Annotated in this window: 24 protein-coding genes; 11 read left to right on the top strand and 13 right to left on the bottom strand. The window is 71.6% G+C overall.

The annotated features are described in order from the left end of the window. Positions 1 to 8 precede the first annotated feature (8 nt). The 5 genes from HB662_RS24465 (at position 9) to HB662_RS24445 (ending at position 4016) form a co-directional block, all read left to right on the top strand. Complete coding sequence (locus tag HB662_RS24465; protein ID WP_168053789.1) at positions 9 to 938, top strand: mitochondrial fission ELM1 family protein; 930 nt, start codon at positions 9 to 11, stop codon at positions 936 to 938. Between the two features lie 38 nt (positions 939 to 976). Beyond that, a complete protein-coding gene (locus tag HB662_RS24460; RefSeq protein WP_168053787.1) occupies positions 977 to 1822 on the top strand; it encodes a protein-methionine-sulfoxide reductase heme-binding subunit MsrQ in 846 nt (281 codons plus the stop codon). A 70-nt stretch (positions 1823 to 1892) separates the two neighbouring features. After that, positions 1893 to 2438: an amino acid synthesis family protein gene (locus HB662_RS24455; RefSeq protein ID WP_168053785.1), complete on the top strand. Its 546-nt coding sequence runs from the start codon at positions 1893 to 1895 to the stop codon at positions 2436 to 2438. Positions 2439 to 2515: 77 nt separating this feature from the next. Further along, positions 2516 to 3589, top strand: a complete 1074-nt coding sequence (locus HB662_RS24450; RefSeq protein ID WP_168053783.1) for a tartrate dehydrogenase — start codon at positions 2516 to 2518, stop codon at positions 3587 to 3589. 187 nt (positions 3590 to 3776) lie between these two features. Continuing rightward, the gene (locus HB662_RS24445) at positions 3777 to 4016 is read left to right on the top strand and encodes a hypothetical protein (RefSeq protein ID WP_168053781.1); all 240 of its coding nucleotides are present in this window, start codon (positions 3777 to 3779) and stop codon (positions 4014 to 4016) included. A gap of 63 nt (positions 4017 to 4079) precedes the next feature. Here the strand turns inward: HB662_RS24445 and HB662_RS24440 are convergent, their stop codons facing one another. Beyond that, positions 4080 to 8045 (bottom strand): PAS-domain containing protein, encoded by a 3966-nt coding sequence (locus HB662_RS24440; protein WP_168053779.1) that lies wholly within the window; start codon positions 8043 to 8045, stop codon positions 4080 to 4082. A gap of 163 nt (positions 8046 to 8208) precedes the next feature. Here HB662_RS24440 and HB662_RS24435 point away from each other — a divergent pair, with 163 nt between their 5' ends. Beyond that, entirely contained in the window at positions 8209 to 8949 is a 741-nt protein-coding gene (locus tag HB662_RS24435; protein ID WP_168053777.1) for a response regulator, read from the top strand. 29 nt (positions 8950 to 8978) lie between these two features. Here the strand turns inward: HB662_RS24435 and HB662_RS24430 are convergent, their stop codons facing one another. Both HB662_RS24430 and cuyB read right to left on the bottom strand, forming a co-directional pair. Further along, positions 8979 to 10094, bottom strand: a complete 1116-nt coding sequence (locus tag HB662_RS24430) for a mechanosensitive ion channel family protein (protein WP_171970281.1) — start codon at positions 10092 to 10094, stop codon at positions 8979 to 8981. A 154-nt stretch (positions 10095 to 10248) separates the two neighbouring features. Further along, positions 10249 to 10962, bottom strand: a complete 714-nt coding sequence (gene cuyB / locus HB662_RS24425; RefSeq protein WP_168053775.1) for a cysteate racemase — start codon at positions 10960 to 10962, stop codon at positions 10249 to 10251. Between the two features lie 44 nt (positions 10963 to 11006). Between cuyB and HB662_RS24420 the strand changes: the two genes are divergently transcribed. Further along, positions 11007 to 12002 (top strand): TRAP transporter substrate-binding protein, encoded by a 996-nt coding sequence (locus HB662_RS24420; protein WP_168053773.1) that lies wholly within the window; start codon positions 11007 to 11009, stop codon positions 12000 to 12002. Here HB662_RS24420 and HB662_RS24415 read toward each other — a convergent pair whose 3' ends face one another. Then, on the bottom strand, positions 12003 to 12770 hold the full coding sequence (locus HB662_RS24415) for a sulfite exporter TauE/SafE family protein (protein WP_168053771.1): 768 nt from the start codon (positions 12768 to 12770) through the stop codon (positions 12003 to 12005). A gap of 95 nt (positions 12771 to 12865) precedes the next feature. Here HB662_RS24415 and HB662_RS24410 point away from each other — a divergent pair, with 95 nt between their 5' ends. After that, positions 12866 to 13696 carry a sulfite exporter TauE/SafE family protein gene (locus HB662_RS24410; RefSeq protein ID WP_342449579.1) on the top strand — a complete coding sequence of 277 codons (831 nt, stop codon included), beginning with the start codon at positions 12866 to 12868 and terminating at the stop codon, positions 13694 to 13696. Between the two features lie 42 nt (positions 13697 to 13738). Here the strand turns inward: HB662_RS24410 and HB662_RS24405 are convergent, their stop codons facing one another. The 8 genes from HB662_RS24405 to HB662_RS24370 form a co-directional block, all read right to left on the bottom strand. Continuing rightward, positions 13739 to 14185 carry a GNAT family N-acetyltransferase gene (locus tag HB662_RS24405; protein ID WP_168053769.1) on the bottom strand — a complete coding sequence of 149 codons (447 nt, stop codon included), beginning with the start codon at positions 14183 to 14185 and terminating at the stop codon, positions 13739 to 13741. Next, positions 14173 to 15843, bottom strand: a complete 1671-nt coding sequence (locus HB662_RS24400) for an ABC transporter permease (RefSeq protein WP_168053767.1) — start codon at positions 15841 to 15843, stop codon at positions 14173 to 14175. Before HB662_RS24400 ends, HB662_RS24405 begins: the two co-directional genes overlap by 13 nt. A 16-nt stretch (positions 15844 to 15859) precedes the next feature. Next, complete coding sequence (locus HB662_RS24395; RefSeq protein ID WP_168053765.1) at positions 15860 to 16864, bottom strand: ABC transporter substrate-binding protein; 1005 nt, start codon at positions 16862 to 16864, stop codon at positions 15860 to 15862. Between the two features lie 161 nt (positions 16865 to 17025). Continuing rightward, positions 17026 to 17676, bottom strand: a complete 651-nt coding sequence (locus HB662_RS24390; RefSeq protein ID WP_168053763.1) for a hypothetical protein — start codon at positions 17674 to 17676, stop codon at positions 17026 to 17028. Between the two features lie 437 nt (positions 17677 to 18113). Next, positions 18114 to 19418, bottom strand: a complete 1305-nt coding sequence (gene gltA / locus HB662_RS24385) for a citrate synthase (RefSeq protein WP_168053761.1) — start codon at positions 19416 to 19418, stop codon at positions 18114 to 18116. Positions 19419 to 19608: 190 nt separating this feature from the next. Beyond that, complete coding sequence (locus HB662_RS24380; protein WP_168053759.1) at positions 19609 to 20175, bottom strand: thermonuclease family protein; 567 nt, start codon at positions 20173 to 20175, stop codon at positions 19609 to 19611. A gap of 105 nt (positions 20176 to 20280) precedes the next feature. Next, positions 20281 to 21765 carry a CYTH and CHAD domain-containing protein gene (locus tag HB662_RS24375; RefSeq protein WP_168053757.1) on the bottom strand — a complete coding sequence of 495 codons (1485 nt, stop codon included), beginning with the start codon at positions 21763 to 21765 and terminating at the stop codon, positions 20281 to 20283. Between the two features lie 4 nt (positions 21766 to 21769). Continuing rightward, positions 21770 to 22321, bottom strand: a complete 552-nt coding sequence (locus HB662_RS24370) for a SixA phosphatase family protein (protein WP_168053755.1) — start codon at positions 22319 to 22321, stop codon at positions 21770 to 21772. 133 nt (positions 22322 to 22454) lie between these two features. Here HB662_RS24370 and HB662_RS24365 point away from each other — a divergent pair, with 133 nt between their 5' ends. Genes HB662_RS24365 through HB662_RS24355 form a run of 3 tightly spaced genes read left to right on the top strand, consistent with a single transcriptional unit; the run spans position 22455 to position 25425 of the window. Beyond that, on the top strand, positions 22455 to 23177 hold the full coding sequence (locus tag HB662_RS24365) for an SDR family NAD(P)-dependent oxidoreductase (RefSeq protein WP_168053753.1): 723 nt from the start codon (positions 22455 to 22457) through the stop codon (positions 23175 to 23177). Beyond that, complete coding sequence (locus tag HB662_RS24360; RefSeq protein WP_168053751.1) at positions 23177 to 23782, top strand: DUF6134 family protein; 606 nt, start codon at positions 23177 to 23179, stop codon at positions 23780 to 23782. Before HB662_RS24365 ends, HB662_RS24360 begins: the two co-directional genes overlap by 1 nt. Further along, entirely contained in the window at positions 23779 to 25425 is a 1647-nt protein-coding gene (locus tag HB662_RS24355; protein ID WP_168053749.1) for a cryptochrome/photolyase family protein, read from the top strand. Before HB662_RS24360 ends, HB662_RS24355 begins: the two co-directional genes overlap by 4 nt. Here the strand turns inward: HB662_RS24355 and HB662_RS24350 are convergent. Beyond that, positions 25322 to 25771, bottom strand: coding sequence for a GNAT family N-acetyltransferase (locus HB662_RS24350; protein ID WP_168053747.1), 450 nt, complete (start codon positions 25769 to 25771; stop codon positions 25322 to 25324). The genes HB662_RS24355 and HB662_RS24350 overlap by 104 nt on opposite strands. Positions 25772 to 25888: the final 117 nt, after the last annotated feature.

Raw genomic sequence — 25888 nt, 5'->3', positions numbered from 1 at the left:
CGGCGTCCATGCGGGCTGAGGAAGCGCCCGTCTGGGTGCTGGCGGATCCGCGCGCCGGTACGGCGGCGCAGGCACTGGGCATCGCGGAACGGCTGCCGGTCGCGCATCGGGTTGTGCCCCTGGAATGGGGGGCATGGGCGCGGCTGCCGCTGCCCCTTCCCACGCTGGCCGGGCTTACCCCGGCGACGCGTGCCGCTTTCCAGCCGCCCTGGCCGCGCCTGGTGATCTCCGCCGGGCGGCGGGCGGGGCCGGTGGCGCGCTGGCTGGGCGCGCGCGGCGCCCGCACCGTGAACTGCATGCGCGCCTTCGGCCGCTTCGATCTTTCGATCATTGGCCGCCACGACCGGCCGCGCGCGGCGCCCGATGTGCTGCCGATCCTCGGCGCGGCACATCGGGTGACGGCGGCGAAGCTGGCCGCCTCGCGCACCGAATGGGCGACGCTGGCGGCGCTGCCCGGGCCGCGTGTGGCGCTGCTGCTCGGCGGGCCGGTGCGGGGGGAGGGGCTGGCACCCGGGCTTGCCGCTGCGCTGGGCGCGCAGGTGGCGGGCTTCGCCGGCAGCGTCATGGCCAGCGCCAGCCGCCGCACCGGGGCCGCCGCGACGGATGCGCTGGCCCAGTCACTCACCGCCGTGCCGCACCACCTGCACCGCTGGGGTGGAGATGGCGAAAATCCCTATCTCGGCTTCCTGGCCTGGGCCGATCTGGTGGTGGTCAGTGGCGACAGCGTCTCCATGCTGTCGGAGGCGCTGATGACGGCGGCCCCGGTCTTCGTCGCCTCGCTTGGCGATGAGGGGCCGCGCCACCGGGCGCTGCACGAAAGCCTCTACGCCGCCGGCCAGGCCCGGCCGCTGGCCCAGGCGCCGGCCCCCTTCAATCGTCCTGCGCTGGACGAGGTGGGCCGGGTGGCCGCGGAAATCCTGGCACGCGGCTGGCTATGACGCGAAACCGCCGGCGCCTTGGCGACGAAGCCCTGGCCATGAGCAGCACCACCCTCCGCGCCCCGAACCCGATTCCCTGGCCCTGGCTCGACCGCGCCCGGCGCTTCTGCTGGCTCCGCACCTCTGTGCTGGTCGCGGCCCTGTCCCCCGGCCTGGTGCTGCTGGCGCTGCTGGCCGCCGGCGAGTTGGGCGCCGAGCCCTGGAAGGCGGCGACGCGGGAGGCCGGGACCCATGCCATGCGGCTGCTGCTGGTCAGCCTGGCGGTGACGCCGCTGCGCTACATGGCCGATTGGCCGAAGGCGGTGACGCTGCGGCGGATGCTGGGGCTTGTGGCGCTGGGCTACGCGCTGCTGCACCTGGTGCTCTACACCGGCCACATGGCCTGGAACCTGGCCGAGGTGGCCAGCGAGATTGTGCTGCGCTTCTACCTGACGCTCGGCTTTGGCGTGCTGCTGGGGCTGGCGGTGCTGGGCTGGACCTCCACCGATGGCTGGCAGCGGCGGCTCGGGCGGCGCTGGAAGCGGCTTCACAAGGGCGTCTATGTCCTGGCGGCACTCGGGATCTTCCACGCTTTTCTCCAGGCCAAGTCGCGCGCCGATTCGGCGGTGGTGCTGGCCGGGATCTTCCTGTGGCTGATGGGCTGGCGGCTGCTGCCGGGCTGGGCGCGGGCGCTTGGGCTGGCGCTGGCGGGCCTGGCGGTGGTGGCGGCGCTCGGCGCGGCGGGGCTGGAATGGGGCTGGTACGCCGCCACCACCAACCTGCCCGCCGCACGCATCCTGGCGGCCAACCTGGACCCCGGCGCGGGGCTGCGACCTGCGCATGGGGTGCTGGCGGCCGGGCTGGTGGTGGCCGCACTCACCGCGCTGCGCCGCCGCTTCGCCTGAGCCGCCCGGCGCGCGCAAGCTTCCCGGCCATGATCGCCAGCGTCATCATGCCCGCGCCAGAGGAGAGCCAATGCTCAACATCCGCAAGCTGCAGATGATCCGCGAGGAACTGCGCTCCGAACTCGGGGCGGAGGCGGAGCGGCCGGTGATCCGCGCCGCCGGCCTGGCGGTGGTCCAGAACCCGTTTGCAGGCCGGTTCGCCGAGGACCTGACGCCGCTGTGGGAGATCGGCGCCCAACTCGCCGAACGGCTGATGCCCGACCTGGTGCGGATGCTGTCCGGACCCGCGGTGTCCTATGGCAAGGGGGCGGTGGTCGGCGTGGCGGGGGAGATGGAGCATGGCGGCGCCTGCATCCATCCGCGCCTCGGCAGGCCGATGCGCGCCGCCATCGGGGGCGGGGCGGCGGTCATCCCCTCCAACGTCAAGGTCGCGGCAGCCGGAACGCCGCTCGACCTGCCGCTGGGGCACAAGGATGATCCCTGGTCCTTTGCGCATTTCGACACGATCACGGTGTTCCTCGCCGATGCGCCGCGGCCGGACGAGATCCTGGTCGCACTGGCCGTGGCCGATGGCGGGCGGCTGCGAAATCGCTGCGGCGCGGGGCCGGCCCGCTAGGATTTCCTCCCCGGGCGCCGCTTGCCGCGCAGCCCCGGCGGCGGCAGTGTCGGCCCGAATTGCCCGGAGGCCCGCCCATGTCACGTAAAACCCACCGAATCGCCGTGCTGCCCGGCGATGGAATCGGCAAGGAAACGGTGCCGGAGGGCCTGCGCGTGCTGGATGCCGCCGCGCGGCGCTTCGGCTTCGACCTGGAACTCAGCCATTACGACTGGTCCTGCGAGACCTATGCCCAGACCGGCAAGATGATGCCGGATGACGGGCTGGACCAGCTGGCGAAGTCGGACAGCGTGTTCCTCGGCGCGGTGGGCTGGCCGGGCGTGCCGGACCATGTCTCGCTCTGGGGCCTGCTGATCCCGATCCGCCGCGGCTTCGACCAGTACATCTCGCTGCGCCCCTGCAAGCTGATGCCCGGCGCCCGCACGCCGCTGGCCGATCGCGGCCCGGCGGATATCGATTTCTACGTGGTGCGCGAGAATACCGAGGGCGAATACTCCTCCACCGGCGGCAAGATGTTCCCGGGCACCGAGCGGGAATTCGTCACCCAGGACAGCGTCTTCACCCGTGTCGGCGTGGACCGCGTGCTGAAATACGCCTTCGAGCTGGCGATGACCCGCCCGCGCCGGAAGCTGACCAGCGCCACCAAGTCCAACGGCATCACCTTCACCATGCCCTATTGGGACGAGCGCTTCGCCGAGATGGCGAAGAACTACCCGGGCGTGACCACGGACCAGTTCCACATCGACATCCTCTGCGCCCATTTCGTGCAGCACCCGGACTGGTTCGACGTGGTGGTGGGCTCCAACCTGTTCGGCGACATCCTGTCGGACCTCGGCCCGGCGGTCGCTGGCTCCATCGGCATCGCGCCGTCGGCCAACATCAACCCGGAGAAGAAATTCCCGAGCATGTTCGAGCCGGTGCATGGCAGCGCACCGGACATCGCGGGCAAGTGGATCTGCAACCCGATCGGCCAGATCTGGTCCGGCGCGATGATGCTGGAGCACCTGGGCGAGAAGGCCGCGGCCGATTGCATCGTCAAGGCGATCGAGACCCTGCTGGCCGAGGGCGGCCCGCGCACCCGCGACATGGGCGGCAATGCCGGCACCGTGGATGTGGGCAAGGCGCTGGCGGAGGCGGTGGCGAGGGGCTGAGGACAGCAAACACCCCCGATTCCGCCCCGAATTGCGGGCGGAGTCGGGGCCTGATCGAAGCCGCGGGCCCGAATGATGCACCGCGTCACTTGAACCGAGTGGCAAACCCGTCGTATAACTCGGATACCAGTTGAGAACCATTCTCAACTACTTCGCATCCCCGCCGAGCGGGAAGACGGGAGTGCTCATGGGTCGCGAATTCAGCTACATCGCCCGACGCTGCGAGCGGGCCGTCGTCACCGCCTATCGCGAATTGCGCGATGGCGGCAACGCGGACATGGCGGCCTTCACCGCCTGCACCACGCTGTACCGCATCCACCACCCCGAATCCTCGGTGACCGAGGCGCGCCGCCTGGTTTCTGAATGGATCGACCATCACGTGGTGCAGGGGATGCAGACCGAGACGGACGGTTGCGATTGCGACTGACTTCAATTGCGAATGACTCGCAATTGAAGTTGCCGCGGCAGCTTCGGCGCGCCGCCTGAAGCGTCAGCCGGCAGCCTGCACAGCCGCCAGCGTTCGCTCCGCCAGCCCGGGCAGGCCGGTCGCAGCCTCCGACGCAGCCCTCGCGTCACCGTCCCGCGCGGCCGTCTCCACCGCCGACAGCATATCCGCCAGCGGCCTTGCGCCCGCCATGCGGGCCGCGCCCTTCAGCCGGTGCGCTGCCGCCGCCGTGCCCGGCAGGTCGCCGCCGGCCAGCGCCGCCGCCACCGCCTCCACATCCCGCTTCACCCCGTCCCGGAAGCTGGCCAGCAGGCCCGCCAGGCGCTTGGGGTCCGCGCCGAACAGGCTGCGCAGCGCCTCCGGGTCGAATAGCGGTGCGATCTCGGCGGGCGGCGGGCCCGGCTGCGCGCCCTGCGGCGCCTGGTTCGGCAGAAAACGCGCCAGGGTGCGCGACAGCAGGTCCAGCGCCAGCGGCTTGGCCAGGAAGGCGTCCATTCCCGCCGCGTAGCAGCGCTCATCCTCGCCCTTCAGCGCATTGGCGGTCACCGCGATCAGTGCCGTGCGCGGCAGGCCGGGGGTGACGGCCTCGTCGCGCCGGATGGCACGCGACATGTCCAGGCCATCCATCACCGGCATGTGCAGGTCCACCAGTACCAGCTTGTGCCGGCGGGTGCGCCACAGCGCCAGGCCCTGGGCGCCATCGGCGGCCATGTCGGCCTCGCAGCCCAGCAGTTCCAGCTGCCGCGCCAGTACTTCCCGGTTCACCGGATGGTCGTCCACCACCAGCAGCCGCGGCGTTTCCGTCCGCGTGGTGGCGTGTTCCAGCACCGGCGCCGGTTCCACCGCCGGCAGCGCATCCGCCGAGGCCACCAGCCCGAGCCGCAGCGTCACGGAGAAGCGGCTGCCGCGCCCGGGCGTGCTCTCCACCGTCACGTCGCCGCCCATCAACTGTGCCAGCCGGCGCACGATGGACAGGCCAAGCCCGGTGCCGCCGAAGCGGCGCGTGGTGGAGGTATCGGCCTGGGCGAAGGGCTGGAACAGGCGGCCGATCTGCTCCTGCGTCATGCCGACTCCGCTGTCCTCCACCATCAGGGACACCAGCGCGGAGGTGCCGCTCAGGCTGGCCGAGGCACGCAGCCGGACGAAGCCGACATCGGTGAACTTGATGGCGTTGCCGACCAGGTTGAACAGGATCTGCCGCACCCGCACCGGATCACCGGAGACCAGATCCGGCGATTGCGGCGTCTCCGGCCCCATCGGGTCGGCGAACAGCAGCAGGCCGCGGCGCTTGGCCTCCACCGTCAGCGTGTCCACCGCGCCTTCCACCAGCCCGCGCAGCGAGAAGGGCAGGGTCTCCAGCTCCATCCGCCCGGCCTCGATCTTCGAGAAATCGAGCAGGTCGTCGATGATCCGCAGCAGAGATCCGGCGCTTTCGCGAATCACCGCCACGCAGCGGTCCTGCGCCGGGCCGGGCGGGGTGCGTTCCAGCACCTCGATCATGCCGAGCACGCCGTTCATCGGCGTGCGGATCTCATGGCTCATCGCCGCCAGGAAGGCGGATTTGGCGCGGTTCGCCCCCTCCGCCGCATCCCGTGCGGCGGCGAGGGCCTGTTCCACGCGCTTGCGCTCGGTGATGTCCATGTAGGTGCGGACCGCGCCGCCATCCTCCATGTTCCGCGCATGCACCTCCACCACGGTGCCGTCGCGGCGGGCGCGTTCGTAGCGTTCCTCACCCAGCGCCTCCCCGGCGATGGCGCGACGGGCTTCCTCCTGCCGGTGCTGCGACCCCTCATAGTCGCCGCGCGCCGCCTGGAAGGCGACCAGGTCGCCGAAGGGCACGCCGGGCCGCGCCAGATGCGGCGGCAGGGCGAGGATTTCCGCCGCGCGGCGGTTCATCACCCGCACCCGGCGATCGGGGCCGACCATCACCAGGCCCTGGCTCATATGCTCGATCGTGGCGGCCAGCGCACCGCCGGTGGCGCGGGCCTCGTCGCGCGCCGCGGCCAGCGCTTCCTCCTGCCGCCGGCGTTCCGTCACATCGGTCAGCGTGCGGACGCTGCGGCCATCCGGCAGGCGGATCGACTCCACCTCCAGCACCGAGCCGTCGCGGCGGCGGCGTTCGAAATGCCCCTCCGGCAGCGGCCCGCCGGCAACCACGGCCTGGGCGCTCTCGGTCGCTTCCGCGGTGCTCTCATACTCGCCACTGCCGAGCTGCCAGGCGGTGATGTGCTCCAGCGGCGTGCCTTCGCGCGTCAGTTCCGGTGGCAGGCGCAGCAATTCCACGGCGCGGCGGTTGATGACCTGCACCTTGCGGTCCGGCGAGAACATCACCAGCCCCTGGCTCATATTCTCGATGGTGGCGGAGAGCGCGGCCTCGGCCGCGCGGGCGCTGTCCCGCGCCTGGCGCAGCTCCGCCTCCCGCGCCTGGAGGCGGGACACGTTCCGGTAGGTGGACAGCACGGAGCCATCCGGCAGTTTCTGCCGCGTGATCTCGACCCAGGCGCCGGAGGGGGCAAGCCGGATGTCGGATTCGCAGGTCGGGTTCAGGATGGCCTGCACCCGCTGCGCCACCGCCGCCTCCAGCGCCGCGCCTTCCGCCGGCGGCGGCCCGTAGTCGCCGCGGCGGAGCATCATGCGCAGGATATCGCGGCCATCGGCGCCTGGATGCGTCAGCTTCTCCGGTATGTCGTAGAAGCCGGCGAGCTGGCGGTTCAGCAGCCGCACGCGCAGGTCCGGGCCCCACAGCACCAGCCCGTCATTCATCCGGCCCAGCACCAGCTCATGCGTCGCACGCGCGGCCTGGAGTTCCTCCTCGCGGCCCTTCAGGGCGGAGATGTCGCGGTAGATCACCAGCGTGCCGCCATCCGGCGTGGCGACGGAGGAAGCCTCGATCCATTCGCCACGGGCGCCGCGCACGAGTTGCGCCGCCGTCCCCGGCTCCCGCGCCAGCACCAGGCGCGATTCGACCAGCGCCTCGAATTCCGCCGGGTCTTCCGGCACCGGGCCGAAATCGCCACGCCGCAGCCGGTGGCGCATCGCCTCCATGGCGGAGGCGCCAGGCGTGCCGAGCTCGGGCGGCATGTCGAACATGCGGATCGCGGCCCGGTTGCCCAGGCGGAAGGTCAGGTCGCGGTCCATCAGCACGACGCCGTCGGTCATGCTGTCGAGGATCAGCTGGTACATGGACCGCGCCGCGGCGAGTTCCTCCTCCCGCTGCTTCAGGCTGGTGATGTCGCGGTACATCAGCACGGCGCCGCCGCGCTCCACCGGCACCGTCTTCACCTCCAGCCACATGCCGGAGGGGGTCTGGCGGATATAGGAGATGCCGCCCGGGCGGTTCAGCAGCGCCGCGCGCTGGGCGACCCGCGCCTCCAGCTCCGCCTCATCCTTGGGCGGAGGGCCGAATTCGCCGCGCCGGTCCTGGTAGCGCATGACGTCGAGCACGTTGCAGCCCTTGATCGCCATATGCGCCGGGAACTCGCCGACGCGCAGCGTCTCGCGGTTCCAGAACTGCAGTCGCATCTCGGCATCCCACATCACCACGCCATCGGTCATGTGGTCGAAGACGGTCTGCAGCACCGTCTGCGCGGCGGACAGCTCCGCCTCCTGCCGCTTGAAGTCGGTGACTTCGGTGGCGGACAGCACGAAGCCGCGCGCCATGCGGCGCAGATGGATGCGGAACCAGGCGCCGCCCTCGGTCAGCCAGTCGCGGCTGCGCTCAGCGGCGCCCGGCCCGGGCAGCCAGGCGGCGGGGCTGGCCGCATCGGCGATATCCGGGTTCAGCTCCGCCGCGCCACCGCCGATGGCGGCGAGCAGGTCGTCCAGCGCCTCCGGCACCGCCGCGCGCATGGCAGCCGGCAGCAGGCGGCGTAGGCCTTCATTGGCGGAGACCAGGCGCCCGTCCGCGGCGAACAGCGCGAAGGGACCGGCGAGATTCGCCAGCGCCTCCGCCTGCAAGGCGGCGAGCTCTGCCGCCGGCAAGTCTGCGGCGGAACGGGCAAGATGGAGCATCACGACATCATGCCGCAGTTGGCGATAAGTTGTGTTTCGCGCGGAACCGAAGTTTGTTTCACAGGTTTCGCGCCAGCCAGACCTTTGACGCAGAGCGCCGGTCTTTGTAACTGATCCGGTCAACGAGGCCTGTCGATGCGAGCAGGTTCAGGGGGATCCATCCATGGCCGGTGGCACAACCAATCTGCTTGTCGTCGAAGATGACCCGTTCCAGCGGGAAACCATCTGCGCCTACCTGGTCAGCCAGGGCTTCGCGGTGGAGTCGGTGGCCGATGGCCGCGCCTGTCGGGCCTCGGTGGCCGCGGCCATGCCGGATGCGGCGCTGCTCGATGTCGGCCTGCCGGGCGGGGAGGATGGCTTCGCCCTGGCCCGCTGGCTGCGCGGGCAATCCGCCCAGCTCGGCATCATCATGCTGACCGCGGCCGGGGACCTGGTGGACCGGGTGGTGGGCCTCGAATCGGGCGCCGACGACTACATCACCAAGCCCTTCGAGCCGCGCGAATTGCTCGCCCGCATCCGCGCCGTGATGCGCCGCGCCGGGGCGGATGGCGCCGCCCAGGCCAGCCCGAAGCCGGAGGTGCTGGGACCGGGCAAGACGCGGATCGGCGGTGCCGTGCTGGACCTGAAGCGCGGCCTGCTGGTGACGGCGGAGGGGCGCGAGGACACGCTGACGGAGGGTGAGTTCACCCTGCTGAAGCTGTTCGTGGAACACCCGAACCGGGCCCTGCACCGCGACTGGCTGCTGGAGCGCACCTCCGGCGACGAGGAGCCGGAGGCCTTCGACCGCGCCATCGACCTGCGCATCATGCGGCTGCGCCGCAAGGTGGAGCGCAACCCGACCCGGCCGATGGCGATCCGCACCGTCCGCGGGGTCGGCTACCTGTTCGACCCCGAGGCGGTCTAGGAGCCACCGGGCGGGATCACCCGGGGCTTTCAAGCGGCCAGCGCACGCCGGGCCGCCGGCATCTCCGACTGGCCCAGCACCTCGGCGCGGCCGCGCGGCAGGGCGCCGGGGTGTTCGGCCTGCAGGAAGGCGATCATCTTCTCCCGCACCTCGCAGCGCAGGTCGAAGGTGCGGCCGGCATTGGTGGCGCTGACCAGCATGCGGACCTCCATGGTCTCCGCCCGCAGCTCCGTCACCTGCAGGTTGACCACCCGCCCGTCCCAGAGGCGGGAGCCCTCGGCGATCTCCACCAGCTTGCGGCGCATGACATCCACCGGCGCCGTGTAGTCCACATGGATCATCGCCGTGCCGATCAGGCTGGCGCTTTCGCGCGTCCAGTTCTGGAAGGGGTGTTCCAGGAAGTAGCTCAGCGGCAGCACCATGCGGCGCCAGTCCCACAGGCGGATGACGACATAGGTGGAGGTCACCTCCTCCACATTGCCCCATTCGCCCTCGACGATCACCGCATCCTCCAGCCGGATCGGCTGGGTGACCGCCAGCTGGATGCCGGCGACAAGGTTCTTCAGCAAGGGCTGCAGCGCCAGGCCGAGCACCAGGCCGGCGGCACCGGCGGATGCCAGCAGGGAAACGCCGTATTGCCGCACCCCCTCGAAGGTCATCAGCGCCACGGCGATGGTGATGGTGACGATCAGCCAGCCTGCGACCCGCTGCAGGATCCGGGACTGGGTGGTGTGCTTGCGGGCGAGGAGGTTGTCCTCTGAATCCAGCTTGAAGCGTCGCAGATAGATCGTCACCCAGATATGCAGCACGGTACGCGCCGTCCAGCCGACCAGCGCGATGAAGCAGACCAGCAGCAGATGGCGGATGACGTTGGCCTGCCCATTGGTCAGCGGCGCGATGGAGGCGGCGAAGGCGACCGCGATCATCATCAGGGTCAGCCGGGACGGACCCTCGGTGCGCTGCACCAGGGATCGCCAGAACAGGTCGCGTTCCGCCACCATGCGGGTGGCCGCGCGGAACAGCACCCGATGCGCCTGGATCGCCAGGAAGATCCCCGCAGCCAGCACGATCAGGCTGAGCAGCCAGGCCGGGACGAAGGTGAAGGAGGCGACGACGCGCCGCGCCGCGAAAGTGAAGTTGTCCAAGAGGGAGCCCCTTTGGCGGTCTTCCAGGGAATAATGCTGCGGCGCGGCGGAAGTTCCCTGCCACGATATCTCCACAACTCACCACAAGCTGCTGTTCATACAGCATTTGCTGCGGTTGCGGAGCCTCCGGGAGCCATAATTGTACTCGTGGCGCCTACTTCCCGGCCCAGTGGAGCGCCGCCCGCGCCAGCGCGTCGATCGTATCGCAGACCGGGAAGGGCAGCGCCGGGCCGGCGGCGATGCCGAGCGGGATTTCCGTGCAGCCCAGCACCACCGCCCGCGCGCCGCGCGCCACCAGGGCACGGGCCGCCTCCGCCAGCGGGCCATGGGCCTCGGCCACGCGGTTGGCCTTCACCTCCGCGATGCCGGGGGAGACCAGGCGGTCCATCTCGGCCGGCTCCGGCACCAGGCAGGTCCAGCCGCGTGGCTCCAGCCTTTCCTGGTAGAGCCGCATCGCCAGGGTGCCCGCGGTGCCCATCAGGCCGATCGGGCCGGGGGTGACGCCGAGCCGCAGCAGCTCCGCCTCCGCCGCATCGACGATGTGCAGGATGGGCAGGGCGGTGGCCGCCTGCATGCCCTCGAACCAGCCATGCGCGGTGTTGCAGGGGATGGCGATGGCGCCGGCGCCGGCAGCCTCCAGGCCGCGGATGCCGCGCAGCAGGGCGGGCAGGGGGTCCTCGCCGCCCGCCAGTCGCGCCGCGGTGCGGTCCGGCACGCGGGGGTTGGACCACAGCACGGCGGGGATGTGGTCCTGGTCGCGCTCGGCCGGCGTCAGCAGGGTCAGCCGCAGCATGAACTGCGCGGAAGCCAGCGGCCCCATGCCGCCGAGCACGCCAAGCACCGGAACACCAAGATTTTTTTCCGCCATCCGAAGCCTCGTCCTATTCTCGGCGGCCCCCGGAGTCCCGCCCCATGCGCCGCCGCAGCCTGATTGCCCTGACCGCCACCATGCCCTTCGCCGCATCGGCGCAACAGAGTGGGGCGCAACAGGGTGGCGCGCAGCCCGCCGCCGGGGCCTGGACCGCCGCCACCGAATACCCGGCGGGCGCCATGCCGGCGGAGGGCCTGGTGCGGCTGGCCGAGGCCGCGAAGCCGCTGGTCATCACCCCCGCCTTCGACGCGCCGGGCGGCGTGCGATCCGCCGCCATGCCGCGCGCCGTGGCGGAAGGGCGCTTCGCCATCGGCGATGCCTTCGCCGGGGCGCTGGGCGCGCTGGACCCGGTGTTCCTGCTGTCCTCGCTGCCCTTCCTGGCAACCTCCGCCGCGGAGGCGAAGCGGCTGCTGGTGGCGGCCCGCCCGGCCTATCAGGAGGCGCTGGAGACGCTGGGCGTCACGCTGCTGCATGTGACGCCCTGGCCGCCCACCGGCATCTGGTCCCGCCGCCCGATCGCGACGCCGGCGGATCTGCGCGGCCTGAAGCTGCGCACCTATGACGCCACGGGGACCGAGACGATGCGCGCCCTGGGCGCGGCGGCGGAAATGCTGAGCTTCCAGGCGGTGGCGACGCGGCTGGCCGATGGATCTTTGGATGCCGTGCTGTCCTCCGGCGATGGCGGCGCCGGGCGGCGGTTGTGGGAGCACCTGCCGCATTTCACCGAGATCGGCTACGCCATGCCGGTCAGCCTGGCCTTCGGCGATCCGGCCAGGCTCGGCGCGCTGACCGAGGACCAGCGGGCCGCGCTGGAACGCGCCGCGACGCGCACGGAATCCAGCCTCTGGACCCTGCTGGAAACCCGCGACGCCGCGAACCAGCAGCGCATGCGGGAGAATGGCGTGACCATCGCCCGGCCCGGCGCGCCGCTGCTGGCGGCGCTGAAGGAAGCCGGCGGCGCGGCGGTGAAGGCGTGGGAGGAGAAGGCCGGCACCGCCGGGTCCGAGATCCTGGCCGCCTATCGCAGCGGCGGCTGACTACAGCCCCGCCAGCCCGTCCCACACCAGCTTGCTGCCGGTGACCGCCAGCATCGCATAGACGATGCGGTAGAAGACCCGATCGCTCATCCGCGACTGCAGCCAGATGCCCAGCCGCACGCCGATCGGCGCCAGCGGCAGCAGCAGCAGGCTGGTCAGCAGGTTGCTGGCCGAAAGCTGGCCGAGCAGGGCGTAGGGAACCAGCTTCACGTAGTTCATCACCGTGAAGAACACGACGGTGGTCGCCGCCAGCGTCGCCCGGTCCAGCCGCAGCGGATACAGGTACACCGCCAGCGGCGGCCCGCCGGCATGCGCCACCGTGCTGGTGAAGCCGGAGATCATGCCCCAGAAGCCGCCGCGCAGCCGGCCGGGGGTGGCGGGCGCCGGCGTGGCGCGGCCGGGGCGGGCCTGCCACAGGCTGCGCGCCAGGAAGACCAGCGCGATGCCGCCCACCATCAGCTTCACCGCCGCATCGCTCATCAGCCCGAACACCGCGGCCCCCACGGCGATGCCGGCGAGGCCGCCCGGCAGGATGATGCGGAGCTCAGCCCAGCTCCACCGCCCCCACCAGGCGCGGATCGAGGAGATGTCCATCGCGCAGAGCACCGGCAGCGCGATGCCCGCCGCCTGCGGCGCCGGCACCACCAGCGCCATCAGCGGCACCGCCACGTTCCCTGCGCCGGAGGCGAAGCCGCCCTTGCTGATGCCGGTCAGCAGGAAGGCGGGCGCGGCGAGCACCCAAAACCAGGGGTCTGTGATGATGGACAAGCGCGGGACCCCGGGATGACGCAGTGGGAGGCGGGGTGTATGGCACGCGGCACCCCCGCCTGCATCACCCGGCCGCATCAGGAGTCGCCTGCATCATGGAGCATATGACGGACCCGATGTGGCTCGCCGGCCTGGCGGTTGCCATGGCACTGACCGGCATCGTCTCCGGCACCCTGGCCGGGCTGCTCGGCGTTGGCGGCGGCATCGTCATCGTGCCCGTGCTGTTCAACGTGTTCCCGCTGTTCGGCATTCCGGAGGCGGTGCAGATGAAGCTGGCGGTGGGCACCTCGCTCGCCACCATCATCCCGACCAGCATCCAGTCGGCGCGCAAGCACTTCGCCAAGGGCACCATGGACGTGCCCTTGCTGAAATCCCTGGCGCCGTCGATCGGCGTCGGCGTGCTGTTCGGCACCATCCTGGCGATCTGGCTGAAGGGCGAGGCGCTGACCCTGGTCTTCGCCACCATCGCCATCCTGGTGGCGCTGAACATGGGTTTCACGGGCGTGGAGTGGAAGCTGCGGGACAGCTTCCCGGGCGGCGTGCTGCGGCAGCTGCTCGGCAGCTTCATCGGCACGGTCAGCGCCATGATGGGCATTGGCGGCGGCACGGTGGGCGTGCCGATCCTGTCGATGTTCGGCGCGCCGATCCGCGGCGCGGTGGCCACCGCCAGCGTCTTCGGCATCATCATCTCGATCCCGGCCACCATCGGCTTCATCTATGGCGGCTGGGGCGACCCGCTGCTGCCGCCGCTGAGCCTCGGCTACGTCAACCTGATCGGCTTCGCGCTGATCGTGCCGAGTTCCATGATCGCGGCGCCCTGGGGCGTCCACCTGGCGCACACCATCCCGCCGCTGCTGCTGAAGCGGGCCTTCGCGCTGTTCCTGTTCATCACGGCGATGCGGATGTTCTATTCGCTGCTGGTGTGATGCGCGGTGCGGTCATCGTGCTGAACGGGCCGGTCGGCGTGTTCAGCGGCGCCGCGCCTCGAAGAAGGTCTTGCCGCCGCGCGTAAAGCCGGCGGCCTCGTAGAAGCGCAGCGTCGCTTCCTGCTTCGAGCCGCTGGCCAGCATCACCTTGTAGCAACCCGCCGCCCAGGCCGCGTCCAGCGCCGCCTGCAGCACGGCATGACCGAGGCCGCGCTGGCGATGGGCGGCGTGGGTCACGACATTCTCGATCACGCCATAGGACCGGCCGCCGCGCGTCAGGTTCGGCACGATGACGAGGGTGCAGGACGCCACGGGCCGCGCCTCCATCTCCGCCACGAAGACCGTGGTCAGGCCCGAATGCAGCAGGGCGTGCCAGGCCGCCTCCGCGGCTGTGGGGGCGGGGGGCGGATCGTCCTGGTTCAGGTGCCGGTACAGCTCCAGCATCCCGGCCAGATCCTCGGCCCGGGCGGGGCGGATCAGGGCCGCCATGGCAGCGTCCCTGCCGGCAGCCGCCGTGCCGCCAGTGTGGCCGCGGCCATCAGCGCGGCGCTCAGCAGCAGCGCCAGGCAGGATACGGCCGCGGCGAGCGGCGACTGCCCGCTTTCCTGCAGGCTGAACACCAGCACCCCCAGGGTCTGCGTCCCCGGCCCGTAGAGCAGGGAGGAAACCGTTACCTCGTTCACCGCCGTCAGCGCCACCAATATGCCGCCGGCGGCCAGCGCCGGGGCCAGTGGCGGCAGGTGGATCGACCACAGCCGGCGCCATGGCCCCGCGCCCATTCCGCGCGCCGCATCCTCCAGCAGCGGGTCCAGCCGGGCGGCGGCCGCCGCGGCCGGGCGCAGGGCGAGCGCCTGGAAGCGCGTGAGGTAGGCGAACAGGATCACCCCCAGCGTGCCATACAGCGCCCCGCCGCCCGGCAGCGACAGCACCACCAGGATGGCAGCGACGCCGGTGCAGGCGCCGGGCAGGGCATAGGGCAGGTCCACCGCCGTCGCCGCCAGCCGCACCGGCCGGGCGCGCAGCGTCAGCGCGATGGGCAGCGCCGCGGCCGCCAGCAGCAGCGCGGCGCCGGCCGAAAGCAGCAGCGAATTGGCGAAGGCGCGCCCGGTATGCGCATCGGCCGCGACGGCGGCCAGGAAGTGTCGCAGCGTGGCGGAGGCGGGTGTGAGTTCCATCCCCATCGCGGGCACCAGCGCCGCGGCCAGCAGCGCCAGCATCGGCACCGCCAGCACGATGAACAGGTACGCCGCTACGAGGCCGAGCACGACGAGGCGCCCGGCCCGCGGCAGCGCCACCGGCGCGAACGGCAGCCGCCCGGACGCCGGCGCCCGCCGCGCCGCCAGCGCCTGGAGCACCAGGGCCGGCGCGGCCATCGCCGCCAGCAGCAGCGCCAGCGCCGCGGCCTCGGCAAGCGAGGCGGTGCCGCCGGAGGACAGGCGCTGCCAGATCAGCACCGGCAGCACGGTGAAGCGCGCCGGGATGCCGATCAGCGCGCCGACGCCGAAATTGCCGAGTGCCGCGACATAGGCCAGCCCCGCCCCCGCCAGCAGACCCGGCGCCAGCAGCGGCCAGACGGCGCGCCGCAAGGCGGCCTCCGGCGAGGCGCCCAGCCCCCGCGCGGCCAGCACCACCTCCCCCGGCACGCGGCGCAGCAGGGCGGCGACGGCCAGCAGCACCAGCGGTGCCGATTGCGCAGCCAGCAGCAGCGCCATGCCGATGGGTGAATAGACCGGGTTCGGCGTGCCGATCGGCGGCGCCATCCCCAGCGCCAGCAGAAGCGGGGAGGCCGGGCCGCCGGCCTGGATCCAACCCAGCGCCATGACCTGCGCCGGCACCAGGGCGGGCAGCACCGCGCAGAAGATCAGCACGCGCCGCCCCGGCAGGCCGCGCAGCAGCAGCGCCCAGGCCAGCGCGCCGCCGATCAGCGTGGCCAGCGCGGCGGCGGCCAGCGACAGGGCCAGGGATCGCCAGGCGGCCCGCCAGATCGCGGTATCGGAGAAGGCGGCCGCCACCGCCGTGCCACCCAGCGCCTCCGCCAGCAGCCGGGCGAGCGGAATGGCGCCGACCAGCAGCAGCCAGCCGAGCGAAAGCCCCGCAATGCCGCGCCCGAGGCCGTGCCCGGGCGCGAAGTCCTGGTCCCGCGTCAAGTTCCGGGCGGGCGCCTCAGCCGCTGGTCAGGGCGGCGAAGCGGCGCAGGATCTCGGCCTGCTCGGCGGCGGCGCGGGCGGCATCCAGCGGCATGATGCGGATCGACTTCGGATCCGGGAAGCCGGCCGGCGGCGCCACCTCCGGGTCGATCGGCAGGAAGCCCTGGCGCGAAGCCAGCGCCTGGCCCTCCCGCGACAGCAGGAAGTCGATGAAGGCGATGGCCGCCGGGGCGTTGCGGGTGGTCGAGAGGATCGCCGCCGGTTCCGTGATGGCGGAGACGCCGTCCTCGGGGAAGACGAAGCGCACGGGGGCGCCCTTGGCGGCCTCGCGGATCGGCAGGTAGTCGATGGCGATGCCGAAGGCGCGCTCGGCGCCGGCCACCGCCTGCATCACCGGGCCGTTGCCGCCGCGCGCCTGCACGCCATGCGCCACCAGCTTTTCCACATAGGACCAGCCGAGCGCCGGATTCTGCACCAGCGCCGTCACATGGATGGCCGCGGCGCCGGACACGGCCGGCGACGGCATCGCCACTTGGTTGCGCGCGCGCGGGTCCAGCAGATCCGTCCAGGTCTTCGGCACGAAGGGGGCACGGGTGTGGTGGACGATGCCGGTGGTGATCAGCTTGGTGGCGAAATAGCCGCGCGCCGCATCCACTTGGCCGGCGGGGGTGCCGCCCAGCTTCACCTCGGGGCTCGGCCGCAGCCGGCCCTCGGCGCGCAGGCCCTCGAAGGTCAGGCTGTCGGCCAGCAGCAGCACGTCGGGGCGGGGCTGGCCGGCGGCGATCTCGGCGCGCAGCCGGGTCATGATCTGGCCGGTACCGGCGCGGATCCATTCCACGGTGACGCCCGGATGGCGGGCCCGGAAGGCCTCCACCGTCTGCGCCGCATCAGGTTCGAGCTGGGAGGTGTAGAGCACCAGCGGCCCGGAGACGCCGCCCTGGGCGAGTGCCGGGGTCGAGAGAAGCCGGCTGGCGGCGATGCCCGCCGCGGCCAGGCCGAAACTCCGCCGATCTAGTGCCATCGTTTTCCCGCTGCATGAAATCGCGTTGCCGATCTAGAGCGACCTGCGCGGGCCGGGCAGGGGGGGGAAGTGAAGTTCCTGTGGCATTTTTCGTGGGCCGGAGCCGGGCCGGCGCGAAGCGGGTCCCACCACCCGCTTCGCGCCGGCCCGTAGGCATCGGCTCAGGGAGGGGTCATGAAGTTGGCGGTGGCGCTGGCGCGGCCGATCAGGGACTGCATCTCCGGCGCCTCATGCCCATCCACCGCGGTCAGGGCCTCCATCGGGCAGAAGTATTCGTGCGGCGCCGGCATCTGGGACTTGGCGAAGCCGAGGTAGTGGCGCGCCTTCAGCCCATACAGCACCCGCACGTCGCGCACCGGCAGCACCAGCGGCTCGGTCGGTGCTTCCCGCAGTAGGCGGATCAGGCGCCAGCGCGGCGTCGTATCCTCCGCCCCCACCCGCTCCATCATCCAGCGCAGCGGGCAGACCACCAGCAGGGACCCGGTGGAGGGGGCGAAGCGCGCCCGCTTGTCCTGCAGGTTGGAGATCGAGCCGCAGGCCTCGATGCAGAGGATGTCGGCATAGCGATCCGCCGGGTCCGGGCTGAAATGCAGCCAGAGGCCGTCCGGGATGGTGCGGTAGGTGTTGGTGCCCGGCAGCTTGAGGAAGGGCTGCGCCGCCATGGACAGCTCGCCAGGCCGGCCGCGCAGCCAGGTGCCCGGCTGCTTCGGGGTACGGGTGATGCCAGGCGGGTGCTGCGGCCAGAGGCGCAGGCGGTTGCGGACGAGTTCGTCGAGTTCCTTGCCGGAGCCCAGGCGTAGTGTTTCGCTCATCTGGTTTATGTCCCCTGTGGATATCAACCCTACGTAGATAGATTCCCTGAACTGCGCGTGAGTTCAAGGCGAAAATTCAGGTTTTCTTAAGAAAGCACCCGTTCGGGTTGCAGAATCGCCCAGGTTGCGCGGAAGGCCAGAGGGCCTGGATGGGGTGCCGCCGATGACGCGAAGCTGTCGCGCAATTGCACCGCAGGATTTTTCCACAGGCTTTCAATTGCTTGCGCCAACGTCGCAATTGCACGGCTGCGGATTTTCCGGTTGCGGCGGAGCCCGGCGACCGGGCGGACGGGGCCAACGTTTTTTTTCGTCGCCTGGCCCGGCGAGGGGCGGCTTGTGCCCCGTGGTGGCCACCCGGGCACGAAAACGCCCCGCGCGGCAGGGCCGGCGGGGCGTCTGGCAGGCGGTGGATGCGGGGCCGGGTGGCCCCGCCGGGTTCAGCGCGCGGCGACCTTCACATAGTCGCGCTGCGCCGGGCCGGTGTAGATCTGGCGCGGACGGCCGATGCGCTGGCTCGGATCCTCCACCATCTCCTTCCACTGGCTGACCCAGCCGACGGTGCGCGCCACGGCGAAGATCACCGTGAACATGCTGGTCGGGATGCCCATCGCCTTCAGGATGATGCCCGAATAGAAGTCGACGTTCGGGTACAGCTTGCGGGAGACGAAGTACTCGTCCTCCAGCGCCACCTTCTCCAGCGCCATGGCGAGGTCGAGCAGCGGCTCGTCCTTGATGCCAAGCTCGGACAGCACCTCGTGGCAGCTCTGCTGCATGATCTTCGCGCGCGGGTCGAAGTTCTTGTACACGCGGTGGCCGAAGCCCATCAGCTTCACGCCGGAGTTCTTGTCCTTCACCTTGGCGATGAAGTCCGGGATGTTGTCGACATGGCCGATCTCGGCCAGCATCTTCAACACCGCCTCGTTCGCGCCGCCATGCGCCGGGCCCCACAGCGCGGCGATGCCGGCGGCGATGCAGGCGAAGGGGTTGGCGCCGGTGGAGCCGGCCAGCCGCACCGTGGAGGTGCTGGCATTCTGCTCATGGTCGGCATGCAGGACCAGGATGCGGTCCATCGCCTTGGCCAGTGTCGGCGAGACCTTGTATTCCTCGGCCGGCACGGAATTGAGCATGTGCAGGAAGTTGGCCGCGTAGGACAGGTCGTTGCGCGGATATACGAAGGGCTGGCCCTGGCTGTACTTGTAGGCCATGGCGGCGATGGTCGGCACCTTCGCGATCAGGCGGAAGGCGGCGATCTCGCGCTGGTGCGCGTCGTTGATGTCGAGATTGTCGTGGTAGAAGGCGGCCAGCGCGCCGACCACGCCGCACATGATCGCCATCGGGTGCGCGTCGCGGCGGAACCCGTTGAAGAAGTTGCGGATCTGCTCGTGCACCATGGTGTGGTAGGTCACACCCTTGCGGAACTTCGCCAGTTCCGCCTCGGTCGGCAGGTTGCCGTTCATCAGCAGGTAGCAGACCTCGATGAAGTCCGAATTCTCGGCGAGCTGCTCGATCGGGTAGCCGCGGTACAGCAGAACACCCTCATCGCCGTCGATGTAGGTGATCTGGCTCTCGCAGCTCGCGGTTTCGCCATAGCCCGGGTCGAAGGTGAACACGCCGAGGTCGGCGTAGAGCTTGCGGATGTCCACCACATCCGGGCCGATCGTTCCCTTGAGGATGGGCAGGCTGGTACTGCGGTTGGACCCGTCGAGGGTAAATGTGACGGACCCGTTGGCCGTGACGGTCATGGCTTGCTTCCTCGCAGGCAGGGGGCTCTCAGGCAATCAGAGGTGACGGTCGCCTTACTCGCGCCACCGTTATGGTGCGGCGCAAGATAGGAGCCAGTCCGCCCCCTTGGCAACGTGGGGTCGGATCAAGACTGGTTTCGAATGAAGGTTCGGTGCATGCGGGCAGCGCGAAAGGGTGCCGGCCGCGTCCTCAGTTGCGGCGGCGCCAGGCATCCGGCCGCGTGAAACTGCCAGCCCAGAGGCCGCGGCCGGCGAGCCTCGCCTCCGTCTCGACCAGCAGCATGCCGGCATCGTCATCCTCATAGGCCAGCGCCCAGCCGGCGGTGACCAGCCCGCTGTTCAGCTCCGCGCCACCGGCGCTGCAGCGGCCGAGTCCGCGGCCATAGCGATCCCGCCCATGCACGCGGCACAGCACGGAGCGGCCATTGACCAGCCGGGACAGCGCCTCCGCCGCCGCGGCGCCGCAATCGAACCAGCGGCCGGCGGCGTCGGAGCAGGATTGCCCGCGTTCCGGCGCATCGATTCCGGACAGGCGCAGCGTGCGGTCGCCTAGCCGCAGCGTGTCGCCATCCACCACCCGCACCTCGGCCGCCAGCGCGGACCAATCCTGTTCCCGCGGGGCGGAGCCCATCAGGTCCGGCGGCAGGCCGATGCCGGACAGGCCGGCAACGATGAGGATGCCCGCCAGGGCCATCAGCGGCGCGCGCAGGCGGCGGGGGGCGGGGGCGGGGCGGAAGATGCGGCGACGTCGAAACACGGGAATGGATGCAGTGCTCGGATGGGGTCACCTACGGGTAACCCATGCACCGCAGCGGGCGCAACCCATTCATTTATCTTAAATATTAGGCGAGGAATGCGGCTCTCAGCCTTGATTCCAGAAGGCTTCCGTTGCCAGCAGGGCAGCCCAGGCCTTGGCCGCCCGGGACCGCGCGCGGCGCGACCGCGCCAGCACCCAGCCCTCCGCCACCCCCGCCGCCCAGGCACCGGGCCCATGCGCCTCGGTCTCAACCAGGGCGCGAGCCACGCTGGCGTCGTTCGCTAGGCCGAATTGCTCCTGCATCTCGGCCAGCCGTTCCAGGAAGCGGCGGCTGCGCTTGCGGCCGAACAGCGGGGCGAACAGCTCCGCCAGGTAGCGCAGCCGCTTGCCGTGCAGGCGCAACGCGTGGAATTCGGCGTCCGGCAGATGGGCGATATCCTCCCCCACCTCCGTCATGCGGCGCCAGGCCTTGGCCAGCATGTGGCTGGCCAGGTCCTGCAGCGGCGCCTCGCGGCGCTCCGTGGCCTCGGCGTCCGCATCGGCCCGCCAGGGGCGCTCCACATCCAGCGCCACGCCGTCCCACACCAGTTGCCGGAAGGCGGGCCCGGCGAGCAGGCCGCGCAGCGTGGCATAGGCTTCGTCGCGGTGCCGGTGGCCGGCCTCCAGCAGCGCGAGGATACGACGCTCGCCCGGCAGCGCCTCGGCCAGTTCGGCACCCAGCCCGGCGAGGAAGACGTCCCAGTCCCGCGCCGGGCCGAGCGTGCCGGCTAGGCCCTTCAGCCCCTGGTCGAATCGGCGCAGAGCCGGGCCATCCGCCGCCGGGCGAAACGCCTTCAGCGCCGATCGCAGCCGCCGCAGCGCCACGCGCATCTGGTGCACGCCGCTGGTATCCTCCCCGGCGGCGGCCACGGGCGCGTGCCACAGCAGCACTTCCAGCAGATGGCCGATGACCCCCTGCAGCGCCGCTTCCACATCGAGATCCGGCGCCAGCTTCGTCGCGCCCAGCCGGCGCGGGCGCAGGTTCTGGTGCTGCGCGAAGGCGCGCGCTTCCTCCGCCAGGCTGGCGATGGGCGGCAGCAGGGGCAGCACGCCGGCCAGGTCCCGCATCGTCTCCAGCACCGCCTCGGCCGGGCCGGTCAGGGTCAGCCGGGCGATCGGGCGTTCGGCCGCCATCACCCGCAGGGTGCCGTGCAGCAGGCTGGCCTCCACCGCGCCGGTCAGTGGAACGCTGACGCGCCGCCCGGCGAAGGCCGCGAGCGGCAGCAACGGCGCACCGCCCGCCTGCTCCGGCACCCCATCCGGGGCCAGGGTCTCCAGCACCGCGGCGGGGGTCGCCGGGCGCCAGGGTGCCTCGGCTGCGGGCAGGGCGAGCACCAGCCGGCGCGGGGCGCGCGGGCCGGGGGCTGCTTCCAGCGCCAGGCCCTCGGCCGCCAGCGCACCCTTGGCGGTGTCCAGCCAGCCCAGCGCCACGGCGACGGATCGGGTGCGGCCGGCGCGGCGGCTCGACAGCGCGGGGTTGCGGAAGAAGCCGGTGGCGAGGCTCGGCTCCAGATCGGCTTCGAGGCTCAGGCTGGGAATGGTGCCGGACATCGGTTCAGGCCGGCAGTTCGGGCGTATCGCCCGCGGCGGGCAGGTCGGCCGGGGACAGCACGCGCAGCAGCCGCCCGCCACCAGCCTCCAATTGGCGCCAGGGCAGGGCCAGGGCGAATTCGGTCAGCGTCGCGGTCGGATAGCCTTCCGCCAGCCGGCGGGACATCGGCGTGCCGGCCGCCATGGCGGCGGGGCCGGCCAGGGCCATCGCCAGATCGTGCAACCCGGGATTGTGGCCGATCAGCAGCACGCTGCGCGCCGTCTCCCGCACCCGGCGGAGCACGTCCAGCAGGCTGGGCCAGGCGGCGAGATACAGGTCGTCCATCGGCTCGACCAGCGGCGGGCCCTCCAGCGGGGCCAGCGCCTCCAGCGTCTGCAGGGTGCGGCGGGCGGAGGAGACCAGCACGATGTCCGGCGCCAGCCCCAGCTCCCGCATCGCCGCGCCCATGGCCACGGCGGCACGCCTGCCGCGCGCGTTCAGCGGGCGGGCGTGATCGGAGAGGCGCGGATCGTCCCAGCTGGACTTCGCGTGCCGCAGCAACAGCAATTGGCGCATGGTGGCGCATCATGCCACGCCGGGGCGCGGTTGGCGACGGGTCGCCATTCGGGCGCCGGGGCGGCTTTCCGTCCGCGCCATCGGGACCATCTGTGCCGACGCGGAGACGGGTTCTGGATGGGGATTGGATGTGATGACGGGTCAGGTGCTGGTCTTCGGGGCGACGGGCGGGGTCGGGACGGCGCTGGCGCGGCGGCTGGCGGCGCGGGGTGCGCTGCCCTTCCTGGTGGCGCGGCGGGAGGCGCCGCTGGCGGCACTGGCGGCCGAGCTCGGCTGCGGCCATTTCGCCGCCGACCTGCTGGACCCGGAAGGCCGCCGCGCGGCGGTGGAGGCGGCGGGTTCGCCGCTGGCGGGGCTTGCCGTCTGCGTCGGCTCCATCCTGCTGAAGCCGCTGGCCCGGGTGACGGAGGCGGAACTGCTGGAGACCTTCCGGCTGAATACCGCCGGCCCGGCGCTGGCGGTGCAGGCGGCGGCGGCGGCGCTGGCGGCGGGGAAGGGGTCTGTCGTTCTGTTTTCCTCCGTCGCGGCGCGCACCGGCTTTGCAAACCATGTCGCGATCGGCGCGGCCAAGGCGGGGGTGGAGGGAGTGACGGTGGCGCTGGCCGCCGAACTGGCGCCACATATCCGCGTCAACTGCATCGCGCCGAGCCTGACCCGCACGGCGCTGGCCGAACCCCTGACGCGGAGCACCCAGATGGCAGATGCCATTGCCAAGCAGCACCCGATTCCCAGGCTGGGCGAGGCCGATGACGTGGCCGCCGTGGCCGATTTCCTGCTCTCCGACGCCGCCGGCTGGATGACGGGGCAGGTGATCGGCGTCGATGGCGGCCGCGGCGCCATTGCGGGGCGCGGGTGATGCGGCGGCGGGCGCTGCTGGCGGGGGTGCCGATGATGCTGCTGGCTGATGCGGCCCTCGCGGCGCCTGCCGGGCTGGATTTCCGCGTGCTGCGTGGCGGCAGCGCGGTCGGCACGCACCGCGTGCGATTTCGCGAGGAGGCCGGGCTGCTGGAGGCGCAGAGCGATGTGCGGATCGAGGTGAAGCTGATGGGCTTCACCGTCTTTCGCTACCACCACGCCACCGCCGAGACCTGGCGCGGCGATCGCCTGGTGGCGCTGACCTCCCGGCTTGAGAAGAACGGCACCACCACGGCCTGCGAGGCCCGCGCCGCCGGCGCCGCGCTGCTGCTGCGCGGGCCGGAGGGCGAGCAGCGCCTGCCCGCCGAGGCGGCGCCGCTGACCTGGTGGCGCCGCGCCACGCTGCGCCCCGGCGTGCCGCTGTTCGACCCGCGCAAGGCGCTGGTCGTGGCGCCGGAACTGCGGATCAGCCCGGCCCAGGGCGGCACCCGCGTGGTGCTGGTGGGCGGGGAGGGCGCGGATGTGCTGTACGATGCCGCCGGTACCTGGATCGGCTTCGCCACCACCGGCGAGGATGGCAGCGCCGTGCGCTACGAAAGGGCGTGACGGCGCTTCGCGTCGTTCTCGGCGACCAGTGCAGTGCGGGTCTTTCCGCGCTGGAAGGGCTGGATGCGGCGCGGGACCTGGTGCTGATGGCGGAGGTGCGGGCCGAATGCACCTATGTCCGCCACCACAAGCAGAAGATCGCGCTGGTGCTGTCCGCCATGCGGCATTTCGCCGAGGCGCAGGAAGGGCAGGGCGTGCGGCTCGCCTATAGCCGCCTGGACGATCCGGCGAATACCCAGAGCCTGGCGGGGGAGGTGGCGCGGGCGGCGCGGATGCATGGCGCCACGCGCATCATCTGCACCCATCCAGGCGAATTCCGCGTGCTGGCGGACATGCAATCCTGGCAGGACGCCACGGGCCTGCCGGTGGAGATCCGGGAGGATACCCGCTTCCTTTGCACCCTGGACGGCTTCCGCGACTGGGCCGCCGGGCGGAAGCAGCTGCGCATGGAGTATTTCTACCGCGACATGCGCCGCGTCACCGGCCTGCTGATGGCGGCGCCGGATGAGCCCGCCGGCGGCCAGTGGAACTACGATGCCGAGAACCGCGCGGCGCTGCCCGCCGACCTCACCCCGCCCCGCCCGCGCCGCTTCGCGCCCGATGCGGTGACGCGGGAGGTGATTGCCCTGGTGGAGCGCGAATTCCCCGACCATTTCGGCACCACGGACCGCTTCGGCTGGCCGGTGACCGCGGCGCAGGCGGAACAGGCGCTGGAGGATTTCATCGCCCACCGCCTGCCGCGCTTCGGCGACTACCAGGACGCCATGGCAACCGGCGAGGCGACCCTGTTCCACGCGCTGGTCGGTGCCGCGCTGAATTGCGGGCTGCTGCAACCCATGGCCGCCTGCCGTGCGGCGGAGGCGGCGTACCGGCGCGGCGATGCGCCGCTGAACGCGGTGGAGGGTTTTGTCCGCCAGATCCTCGGCTGGCGCGAATATGTGCGTGGCCTTTATTGGCTGAAGATGCCCGCGTACCGGGAGACCAATGCGCTGGAGGCGCATCGCCCGCTGCCCTGGCTGTACTGGTCCGGCGAAACCTCGATGGCCTGCATGGCGGCGGCCATCGGGCAGACGCGCGACCTGGCCTATGCCCACCACATCCAGCGGCTGATGGTGACCGGCAATTTCGCCTTGTTGGCGGGCCTGGCCCCGGCCGCGGTGAATGACTGGTACATGGTGGTCTATGCCGACGCCTATGAATGGGTGGAACTGCCCAATGTGCAGGGCATGGCGCTGCACGCCGATGGCGGGGTGATGGCCTCCAAGCCCTATGCGGCGTCCGGCGCCTACATCAATCGCATGTCCGACTACTGCCGTGGCTGCGCCTATGACGTGAAGCGGCCGACCGGGGAGGGCGCCTGCCCGTTCAACTACCTGTACTGGGATTTCATCGCCCGCCACGCGTCCCGCTTCGCGAAGAACATGCGGATGGCGATGCCGCTGCGGACCCTGGCGAAGATGGACCCGGGGAAGGTCGCGGCGATGCGGGCGCAGGCGGCGGCGTTCCTCGATGCGCTGGAGGCGGGGGCGGAGCCTGCCCCTACGGCACGCAGGACATCAGCGTCACGGGCTGGCCGCGATAGATCTCTGCCCCTTCTGGGGACCACCCCCGCGCCGCGTAGAACGACGCCTGCCCGCCGGTGAACAGCCACAGGCGCTGATGGCCCAGCGCCGCCGCCCGCCGCCGCACCTCCGCCACCAGCGCCGTCGCCACGCCCTGCCGCCGGAAGGCGGGGGCGACGAGGACGGAGGCGAGCCAGGGGGAAAGGTCCGGCCGGCTGGGCAGGTCCTCGACATCGAGCGTGGCGGTGCCCATCGGCACCCCGCCCTGCTCCGCGACCAGCGCGCAGGGCGCGGCGGGGCCGGTGGCGGCGCGCAGGAACGCCTCCGTCTCCGCCAGCGCATGGCCTCCGGCGGCCCACCACTCGGCATGCAGCAAGGCGGCGATCCGCGGCAGGTGCGGGGATTGGGCGACGGGGCGGATCAGCATGGCGGCCACAGCTAGCGCAGCCCCGCGGCCGCCGGTAGCGCGGGCCTCGCGGCTGCAGTTGGCGCCGCTCCGCAGCCACGGTGTACGAAGCCCGGCTGTCACAGCTTACGCAGCTCC

The organism is Falsiroseomonas frigidaquae (assembly GCF_012163145.1).
GTDB lineage: Bacteria > Pseudomonadota > Alphaproteobacteria > Acetobacterales > Acetobacteraceae > Falsiroseomonas > Falsiroseomonas frigidaquae.
The sequence above is the reverse complement of the archived record's forward strand: the minus strand, read 5'-3'. Positions and strand labels throughout refer to the sequence as shown.

Bases quoted from the DNA above. Each gene is read 5' to 3' on its own strand.
- HB662_RS24350 (WP_168053747.1), bottom strand. From the start codon at position 25,771: ATGCTGATCCGCCCCGTCGCCCAATCCCCGCACCTGCCGCGGATCGCC.
- HB662_RS24440 (WP_168053779.1), bottom strand. From the start codon at position 8,045: ATGCTCCATCTTGCCCGTTCCGCCGCAGACTTGCCGGCGGCAGAGCTC.
- gltA (WP_168053761.1), bottom strand. From the start codon at position 19,418: ATGACCGTCACGGCCAACGGGTCCGTCACATTTACCCTCGACGGGTCC.
- HB662_RS24450 (WP_168053783.1), top strand. From the start codon at position 2,516: ATGTCACGTAAAACCCACCGAATCGCCGTGCTGCCCGGCGATGGAATC.
- HB662_RS24455 (WP_168053785.1), top strand. From the start codon at position 1,893: ATGCTCAACATCCGCAAGCTGCAGATGATCCGCGAGGAACTGCGCTCC.
- HB662_RS24445 (WP_168053781.1), top strand. From the start codon at position 3,777: ATGGGTCGCGAATTCAGCTACATCGCCCGACGCTGCGAGCGGGCCGTC.
- HB662_RS24395 (WP_168053765.1), bottom strand. From the start codon at position 16,864: ATGGCACTAGATCGGCGGAGTTTCGGCCTGGCCGCGGCGGGCATCGCC.
- HB662_RS24465 (WP_168053789.1), top strand. From the start codon at position 9: ATGCGGGCTGAGGAAGCGCCCGTCTGGGTGCTGGCGGATCCGCGCGCC.
- HB662_RS24370 (WP_168053755.1), bottom strand. From the start codon at position 22,321: ATGCGCCAATTGCTGTTGCTGCGGCACGCGAAGTCCAGCTGGGACGAT.
- HB662_RS24405 (WP_168053769.1), bottom strand. From the start codon at position 14,185: ATGGCGGCCCTGATCCGCCCCGCCCGGGCCGAGGATCTGGCCGGGATG.
- HB662_RS24375 (WP_168053757.1), bottom strand. From the start codon at position 21,765: ATGTCCGGCACCATTCCCAGCCTGAGCCTCGAAGCCGATCTGGAGCCG.
- cuyB (WP_168053775.1), bottom strand. From the start codon at position 10,962: ATGGCGGAAAAAAATCTTGGTGTTCCGGTGCTTGGCGTGCTCGGCGGC.
- HB662_RS24420 (WP_168053773.1), top strand. From the start codon at position 11,007: ATGCGCCGCCGCAGCCTGATTGCCCTGACCGCCACCATGCCCTTCGCC.
- HB662_RS24365 (WP_168053753.1), top strand. From the start codon at position 22,455: ATGACGGGTCAGGTGCTGGTCTTCGGGGCGACGGGCGGGGTCGGGACG.
- HB662_RS24435 (WP_168053777.1), top strand. From the start codon at position 8,209: ATGGCCGGTGGCACAACCAATCTGCTTGTCGTCGAAGATGACCCGTTC.
- HB662_RS24460 (WP_168053787.1), top strand. From the start codon at position 977: ATGAGCAGCACCACCCTCCGCGCCCCGAACCCGATTCCCTGGCCCTGG.
- HB662_RS24390 (WP_168053763.1), bottom strand. From the start codon at position 17,676: ATGAGCGAAACACTACGCCTGGGCTCCGGCAAGGAACTCGACGAACTC.
- HB662_RS24410 (WP_342449579.1), top strand. From the start codon at position 12,866: ATGGAGCATATGACGGACCCGATGTGGCTCGCCGGCCTGGCGGTTGCC.
- HB662_RS24360 (WP_168053751.1), top strand. From the start codon at position 23,177: ATGCGGCGGCGGGCGCTGCTGGCGGGGGTGCCGATGATGCTGCTGGCT.